We start from the raw sequence: 7,150 nt of genomic DNA, 5'->3' as shown, positions 1-7,150 counted from the left end.
TATGAAAGGAATTTTGCGTATTTGAAATCGCGGGCGGGGCAAAAAATCTTGGTTACGCAATTGCCTTGCACGCCAGTCATGACATCGAACTAGCGCTGAGGCGCTCCAAAATTGCCGATCAGAAAAAGCACATGAAACAGCGCAACAGCATGAAAAGGCCATTTAAAGCAAAAGCACTGTTGGCTATCGTGGTGCAACCACTTGCAGCGCCCGGCTCAAGTCCGCGCCTAACAAGTGGTTCAAAACGTTCGCTTCGCTCACTGGGACGGGCTAAAGCCCGCCCCTTAACCAAACGTTATGCATCAACGGGTACGCAATGACACTATTTGAGTTTTATACCAATCTTCGAAGAGATGTACTTAGGCAAATATCTGGAGTGGAAGACTCAAATGGTTATCTATCATGGGACAACACAACCCCTAATTATCTTATAAAGTCCAGACTAGAGTCTTTGCTTGAGAAATATATAGTGGAGGCAAAAGAATTTGGCGTCTACGTTGTCACCAGATACGCAAATTGCGCTCGCGGAACACATGGTGATGAATACCCAGTAGAGAACAGGTACGGCTTAGAAATTCAATATCAAGATGCGCATTTTGTGTGGGAAGGAGACCAACTGTATCAAGGGTTACGAATTAGCACATGCCCCTGCTCACCTCAAAACAAACCAAATAAAAATCATGTTATTGATGACATCATTTATATTAAATCGTGCAACATGGCAGATTGCAGCAAAATTTCAGCAATGCTTTGCGATATACATGAAGCAGTAGAAAATGCGGCAGATAAAAAGACACGCTCAGGCATTAGAGAGCACTTGCTCAGAGCAATTTTGAGAATCAATGATGCAATACTACCAATGCCGGTAGACGAATATATTGCTACAGAAATCCATAAAAATGCATAACAACTGGTTCAAACCGTTCGCTTCGCTCACTGGGACGGGCTAAAGCCCGCCCCTTAACCAAACGTTAGGTTCTGCCGACATGTGGTCTCGAAAATCACTACACAAGAAATGGCCAACTCGGCTTGAGCGAACTGAGAAACTTCTACTTAAAAAATGGAGAAAGATGCCTCACAAGGAAATGGAGACATATTTTCGGGCCCTGCTAATGGCTGAATACAATTGCTACCCAAGGTTTGGGCGCAAGAGCGACTTCACACATAATCTATCTACGCGCTGTCGCTGGCGGCGTATTGTTGTTGCAAAGAAATTAATATCATTAGGTAGTGGCATAAGTGAACTAGCAACTGCGCACACGCTCCCCCGAGACAAACACTGGCCAGGAGTGGTTCACCTAGTCGCTAGAAATGGCTACGCTCTTGCAACTAAAGAAAATCCAAATCCAACAATGGTTTTCTAAAATAATTTTATGTACAAACCTAACTAGTGGTTCAAGCCGTTCGCTTCGCTCACTCGGGACCGGCTAAAGCCGGCCCCTTAACCAAACGTTAGGTATCAAGGGCTAAATCTGTGAATATCCCAGAGCAAGAGATCTACATATCCGGCGTGCTAAAAAACGGAAATGATCTTGAGCTTCGCTTAATAACAGACTATCACCCTGGTGCAGAGCCAGCCGCGTATTCAATTTTCATATCCAAGCCAAAGAGCTCTGCCGAACTAATCAGCTTTGCAGAAGACTGCAAATTAAATAATGACTATCTGTATATCTATCAAAAAGAAAATAATTTAATACTCGAAACCGAGCACGGCGAACATTTTGAATCAGAGTTCAGCACAATAAATTTTTCTCAGCGCTCACTTGATACAGCAGAATTGAAAGAGATCATGAACAGAACTTACTCATGGTATCTTTCTGAAAATGAGCATTCTAGGCTGCTGCAGTCGCGAATCCATGAAGCATTGAAAATACTTAACGAAACACAAAGACGAGTCTTGATAAAAACTGAAGCACACGAGAAAGGTAGTACGGCATCCACACTTTACTCGCAGCAAGCAGTTTTTATAAACAGAGTTATCAAGGTGCTTGAAACCTAACTACTGGTTCAAGTCGTTCGCTTCGCTCACTCGGGACCGGCTAAAGCCGGCCCCTTAACCAAACGTTAGTTGCACCGGCGCGCCTTCAAATATTGAATATCTAAAAAGGATTGCTGTGAACTTAAACAAGTTATTTCAATTTGTATCTCCGCCAGGTGGCAGCGGCGATGCCAATATTAATGTCAGCTTTTTTGATAACGAAGAATTAATTATAAAAGAAATAAATAAATATAATGCAGTACTAGGATGCAGTCCATGGATTACCAACAATAAAATAATTAAAGCCTTGGCAGATCTAGAATTTGGTACGTGTATCGTTACCGATAAAAACTCAATGAATAACTACATAAAAGATTACCTTGATAAATTTAACAGCATAAAAACTTTAGGCTTTGATATTTCACAGCTGCCTAATAACTCTTATTTTGATGGTAATGAAATCCCTGGAAAAAACACAAGCTCAATAAGGGTTTTCGGTAAACTCAAAGAAGGAATCACGCCGCTATTACACTATAAATTTTTAATTCTATGTATAATTGACGAAGATGGAAAAATCAATCCTAAATCAGTGATCACCGGATCATTCAATCTTTCTAGTAATGCAAGCAATAGTAGAGAGCTACTATTAACACTCAAAAACCCAAAAATTGTGAGGTGTTTTTATTATGAGTGGGCAAAAGCATTCCTTTTAAGTGAAAACATCAATAGCTTTTCAAAAGAAGAAATAAATCCTGAGTTTTTACATGAAAACTCAGCGCAGGATATTATTGATAACATTTATAATGAAAATCAGTGGCTTGACGCTGAAGAATTAAAGTCACGCGGCTTAGGTGCTTTTTACGATTAATTTTTTGCTTCCGCTAAGAAAGCACAACTAACAAGTGGTTCAAATCGTTCGCTGCGCTCACTGGGACGGGCTAAAGCCCGCCCCTTAACCAAACGTTAGAGAACAACGATGTTCAGCAACTATCGCCAAGAATGGAAAATCCGAAGAACGCTGAAAAAAGCATCAAAGCAGAGAGTTGCATTGGTTCTCCAGCCAGGAAATGTATGGGTCATTGAAAATGCGCTTGAGCACACAGAAGAAACAGATGCAGCGCTTAAAACTTGTTACATGCGTGGTTGGGTAGAGGTACTAGAAAATTCTGTACCCACAGGCCAATTAACAAAAGAAGGCAACCTGCCCCAAGGCCAACTATTTAACTCAAGCAGCCCGATTTGGAAACTCACTGATAGTGGCTGGGCTGCAATTAACCGGGTGCACGAATGGACGCTAATCGGTGTTTTCTTGGCAGCGGTCAGTATTCTTATTGCAGTTGTTCTCTAACAACTGGTTCAAACCGTTCGCTGCGCTCTCTGGGACGGGCTAAAGCCCGCCCCTTAACCAAACGTTAGACCACAACAAAAGGAGAGTCTTATGCCAGCTATGGCGCAGTATAAAATCAAACTACTCAATGAGTTTGAATGTCGCTCTGACGAATGGAGCTTTGCTGATTTTGAAAATAGACTTAGGGAGCTAAGAAACGGCGCGAGCTATCACGATGCAAAAGGCATAATTAATGGAGCACACCGCGAAGGGAAATGGCCAAATACGGTAAAGCGATATCTAGCTACTAACTTTAAAGCTCATGGGAATGTCAGCTCAGAATTTAATGAGACCTTTAGTCAAGTACTAGCCTCTATGTCGAGCAGCGAAAGGCAATCCTGGGGTATTTAGTCTAACAATTGGTTCAAACCGTTCGCTTCGCTCACTGGGACGGGCTAAAGCCCGCCCCTTAACCAAACGTTAGGCGCTATTCAATTCTCAGTGCGGCGCAGGTAATCAATAATGACTGAACACTCGCTGCATTCTTCATATCGTGAAAAGCTAATTGAGCACTTACTTATTGGTGAGTTACTCAAAGCATCTTGGAAATCTAAAGAATTCAGCCTCGAAATATCTAAACCCGAAGTCGACAACTCTGGCTACGACATTATTGCCGAAGCAAATGGCGTCATCAGGCATATTCAACTCAAAGCCACATTTGTCGGCTCAGCAACCACAGCGCAAAAAACTCATATATCGCTGGCTAAAAAACCGTCCGGGTGCGTAGTTTTGGTTTACTTCAACAATGAAACTCTTGATCTAGGGCCGTATTATTTTTTTGGTGCTAGCCCAGGCCAGCCACTACCCAGCCTAGAAAATTTTAAAACTGCTAAACATACAAAAGGCAATGCAACCGGCCTAAAACTAGAAAGGCCGAACATTCGCACTTTAAATAAAGGCAACTTTGTTAAGCTTCAAACCATAACCGAGTTATACCGCCAGCTATTTGGAAGCGCCTAACAAGGCGCTCAAATCGTTCGCTTCGCTCACTGGGACGGGCTAAAGCCCGCCCCTTAGCTTAATCGTTAGGTGAATAGGCTATACCGTGGATAGAAATAAAATTATCCTTCAAATTAGGCGATTAACTATTGCATCTGATTCGTTTCAGCAATGTATCTCCCTGCTTAAATATATGGAGGAAATATCTTTAAAGCTTAATAGTGATTTGTATCCTCCTATGATTGCCGGAATCGCAGTAACGTACTCTAAGAATTTCAATCAAGCTGATGGTCTAGGTCCTTTACCAAGTTTATTCACAAAATTTCCAGAGTCACAACTTCATACTGCCCATACGAAGCTAATTGACGCCCGCAACAAACTCTATGCTCACCGAGATGTAAGCGCACATATTTTTAAAAATAGCGATGGGGGCGTTTCACAATTCCCTGTAGAAGTACGAATTAACGATGAAAATACAGCATTTCTATTTCAGCCTAAGCTGAGAGACATTCCACCTGAGCGCATACCGGAAATTAATAAATTACTTAAGTTTCAAATGGGTAGGCTTCAGTCGGATCTTGATAAGAAGCTAGCTACAGTCGTCGACTTCAAAAAAGGCTACAAGCAAGGTGTCACCTATTTACTTGGCGAAGATTTTCCGTGAAATATTCACCTAACAAGTGGTTCAAATCGCTCGCTTCGCTCACTGGGACGGGCTAAAGCCCGCCCCTTAACCAAACGTTAGGCCAAAATAATACTGCCAGAAGAGCACGTTAGGATTTAAAATTGAGAAATCATATTGTCGCGCTTACGATGTTTCTTTCTGCATCAGTTCATGCAACCCCAAGATGTGACAATGACGTTCATGCTTTTTTAAACTATTACGCCACAGAACTCCCTAAAAAATTAATAGTCGCAACACCAGATCAACTCACACAACTAGTCACAACTGAAATAGAAAAAGCAGAAGCACAGAGTAAAATTTTTGATAAAGCATGTATATGGCCGCAAATAGTCAAAGGAAATGACACACCCGACGAATACAGAGAAACTGACAAGTTACTTCTGAATGCAAAGTCTTATTTATCTGTATTTCACATTTACAAAAATAGAAATGAAGTCAAGAGATACAATGATGATTACTGCGCATTTGTCTCAAGAGGCGTTACAAAATTTCCTAAATGCGTGGTTAGACATGAGGACGAGTGTAAGGGCTTGTGCAAAAAGATATCAGATAGTAATTAGCAATTACGTCCTGCTTCAGGCAGGCCAACCGCTTGCCTAACAAGTGGTTCAAACCGTTCGCTTCGCTCACTAGGACGGGCTAAAGCCCGCCCCTTAACCAAACGTTAGGCACAGCCAGACTGAAATATGAGCAAATTATTTCTCGGCCCAATTAAGAACCCAACATGGAAAGACTTCGTCATTCGCGTTGGGGGCGCTATGGCTGTCATCCTTTTAGTTGTCTTCAGCGTAGAGGCATTCATTCCAAGGTATGTAGGTATCGCTGTAATTATTACATCGCTCCTACTAATAGCCTTTGTCGGCATACAGAAAGTGCGGCATAACATGCACAAAAAGACATCAAAAAAATTAATACGGGGCAAATCAAGAAAATTACGTCAAAACCGTTAATCAACCTCGCGACACATTGGCTGCTAACGGATGACAGAAGCGAAGGAACCGCATGAAACAGCACTTAAAATCAAAAGCTATGTTGGCTATCGAGCTGTATCAACTTTTAGCGCTCGGCTCAAGGGCGAGCCTAACAACTGGTTCAAATCGTTCGCTTCGCTCACTGGGGCGGGCTAAAGCCGGCCCCTTAACCAAACGTTATGCGCTAAGCAGGAATAGTTGCCATGCCAGTTGCGAAATTTAATGTCGGTGAAAACCCACCACAATCGGTAGTGGTTGATTTTTCTTGGTATGGGCTTGAGAAAGTATACGTGAACGATGTAATTGTTCATCACAGGCTTAGCATCAGACCTAGCGGCATCATTTCCTTTCAAGCAGGCTTGCATGAAGTAAAGATTGACGCCAAGTATAGAGCAGATGATTTTAGAACTACTGTTCTGATAGATGGCAGTATATTCATTCACGACCTGTTCCCAGAGCTAACTAAAAAGATACTATCTATCAGCCAAAGCTCTGGCTTCCAGCTCTTAAGGAACATTGTGCTGTGGTTAATAATTCTGGCAGTTTTCCTTACCGGATATTCACATTGCAGTGGAAATTAGCGCATAACAATAGGTTCAAACCGTTCGCTTCGCTCACTGGGACGGGCTAAAGCCCGCCCCTTAACCAAACGTTAGAGGCCTTATGCAGATTGTCGTATTTATCCTAATCGTGCTCATGCCTTGCATTGCTTGGGCTTGGGAAACACCTGAAAAAGCATTAACTGAATATTTAGAATATGACGCTGCTGGCTACCGCTTAGGCGGCGGAGACTGGAATACATACGTGGATACTTACCTGGATGTAAGTAAATCCTATGATGAGCCAGGGTATGACATGATCACAATCATATCCTCATATACTATTTCAAAACCTATATGCCACCCTGAATTTTGCGCATCAATAGTAACTTACGAATTATTCGACACCAGCAACATCCAGGATCAAAATATTAAAAAACACGCCAAGGGCGATATTGAGAAAAAAGTTTTCACTCTCACTAACACCAATAATGAGTGGCGCATTAAAACAGGCATGGGAAATCCATATATTCTTAGCGAGGTATACAACAAAAAAATTGCCATGCGAAGCGGCCTCTAACAATGCGCTCAAATCGCTCACTTCGTTCGCTGGGACGGGCTAAAGCCCGCCCCTTACCTTAATCGTTAGGC

The 7,150-nt window shown here is 42.2% G+C and carries 9 protein-coding genes; all 9 read left to right on the top strand.

Going from position 1 to position 7,150, the window contains the following annotated elements; all coding sequences use genetic code 11:
• Positions 1-316 precede the first annotated feature (316 nt).
• The 9 genes from P3C18_RS20570 to P3C18_RS20530 all read left to right on the top strand — a co-directional run bounded on the left by P3C18_RS20570 (position 317) and on the right by P3C18_RS20530 (position 7,079).
• Positions 317-907, top strand: coding sequence for a hypothetical protein (locus tag P3C18_RS20570; protein WP_275963637.1), 591 nt, complete (start codon positions 317-319; stop codon positions 905-907).
• Positions 908-1,474: 567 nt separating this feature from the next.
• A complete protein-coding gene (locus tag P3C18_RS20565; RefSeq protein ID WP_275963636.1) occupies positions 1,475-1,999 on the top strand; it encodes a hypothetical protein in 525 nt (174 codons plus the stop codon).
• A 115-nt stretch (positions 2,000-2,114) separates the two neighbouring features.
• Complete coding sequence (locus P3C18_RS20560; protein ID WP_275963635.1) at positions 2,115-2,846, top strand: hypothetical protein; 732 nt, start codon at positions 2,115-2,117, stop codon at positions 2,844-2,846.
• Between the two features lie 108 nt (positions 2,847-2,954).
• Positions 2,955-3,326, top strand: a complete 372-nt coding sequence (locus P3C18_RS20555; protein ID WP_275963634.1) for a hypothetical protein — start codon at positions 2,955-2,957, stop codon at positions 3,324-3,326.
• A 90-nt stretch (positions 3,327-3,416) separates the two neighbouring features.
• Entirely contained in the window at positions 3,417-3,716 is a 300-nt protein-coding gene (locus P3C18_RS20550) for a hypothetical protein (RefSeq protein WP_275963633.1), read from the top strand.
• 111 nt (positions 3,717-3,827) lie between these two features.
• Positions 3,828-4,325: a hypothetical protein gene (locus tag P3C18_RS20545; RefSeq protein ID WP_275963632.1), complete on the top strand. Its 498-nt coding sequence runs from the start codon at positions 3,828-3,830 to the stop codon at positions 4,323-4,325.
• A gap of 85 nt (positions 4,326-4,410) precedes the next feature.
• Positions 4,411-4,968 carry a hypothetical protein gene (locus P3C18_RS20540; RefSeq protein ID WP_275963631.1) on the top strand — a complete coding sequence of 186 codons (558 nt, stop codon included), beginning with the start codon at positions 4,411-4,413 and terminating at the stop codon, positions 4,966-4,968.
• 1,195 nt (positions 4,969-6,163) lie between these two features.
• Positions 6,164-6,541: a hypothetical protein gene (locus P3C18_RS20535; protein WP_275963630.1), complete on the top strand. Its 378-nt coding sequence runs from the start codon at positions 6,164-6,166 to the stop codon at positions 6,539-6,541.
• Positions 6,542-6,623: 82 nt separating this feature from the next.
• Complete coding sequence (locus P3C18_RS20530; protein WP_275963629.1) at positions 6,624-7,079, top strand: hypothetical protein; 456 nt, start codon at positions 6,624-6,626, stop codon at positions 7,077-7,079.
• Positions 7,080-7,150: the final 71 nt, after the last annotated feature.

Source organism: Pseudomonas sp. 1928-m, from assembly GCF_029269135.1.
Classification (GTDB): Bacteria; Pseudomonadota; Gammaproteobacteria; order Pseudomonadales; family Pseudomonadaceae; genus Aquipseudomonas.
This window is presented reverse-complemented; position numbering and strand designations above follow the sequence as displayed.

Excerpts from the sequence above, each read along its gene's own strand:
- P3C18_RS20570 (WP_275963637.1), top strand. The coding sequence starts at position 317 with ATGACACTATTTGAGTTTTATACCAATCTTCGAAGAGATGTACTTAGG.
- P3C18_RS20555 (WP_275963634.1), top strand. The coding sequence starts at position 2,955 with ATGTTCAGCAACTATCGCCAAGAATGGAAAATCCGAAGAACGCTGAAA.
- P3C18_RS20550 (WP_275963633.1), top strand. The coding sequence starts at position 3,417 with ATGCCAGCTATGGCGCAGTATAAAATCAAACTACTCAATGAGTTTGAA.
- P3C18_RS20545 (WP_275963632.1), top strand. The coding sequence starts at position 3,828 with ATGACTGAACACTCGCTGCATTCTTCATATCGTGAAAAGCTAATTGAG.
- P3C18_RS20535 (WP_275963630.1), top strand. The coding sequence starts at position 6,164 with ATGCCAGTTGCGAAATTTAATGTCGGTGAAAACCCACCACAATCGGTA.
- P3C18_RS20530 (WP_275963629.1), top strand. The coding sequence starts at position 6,624 with ATGCAGATTGTCGTATTTATCCTAATCGTGCTCATGCCTTGCATTGCT.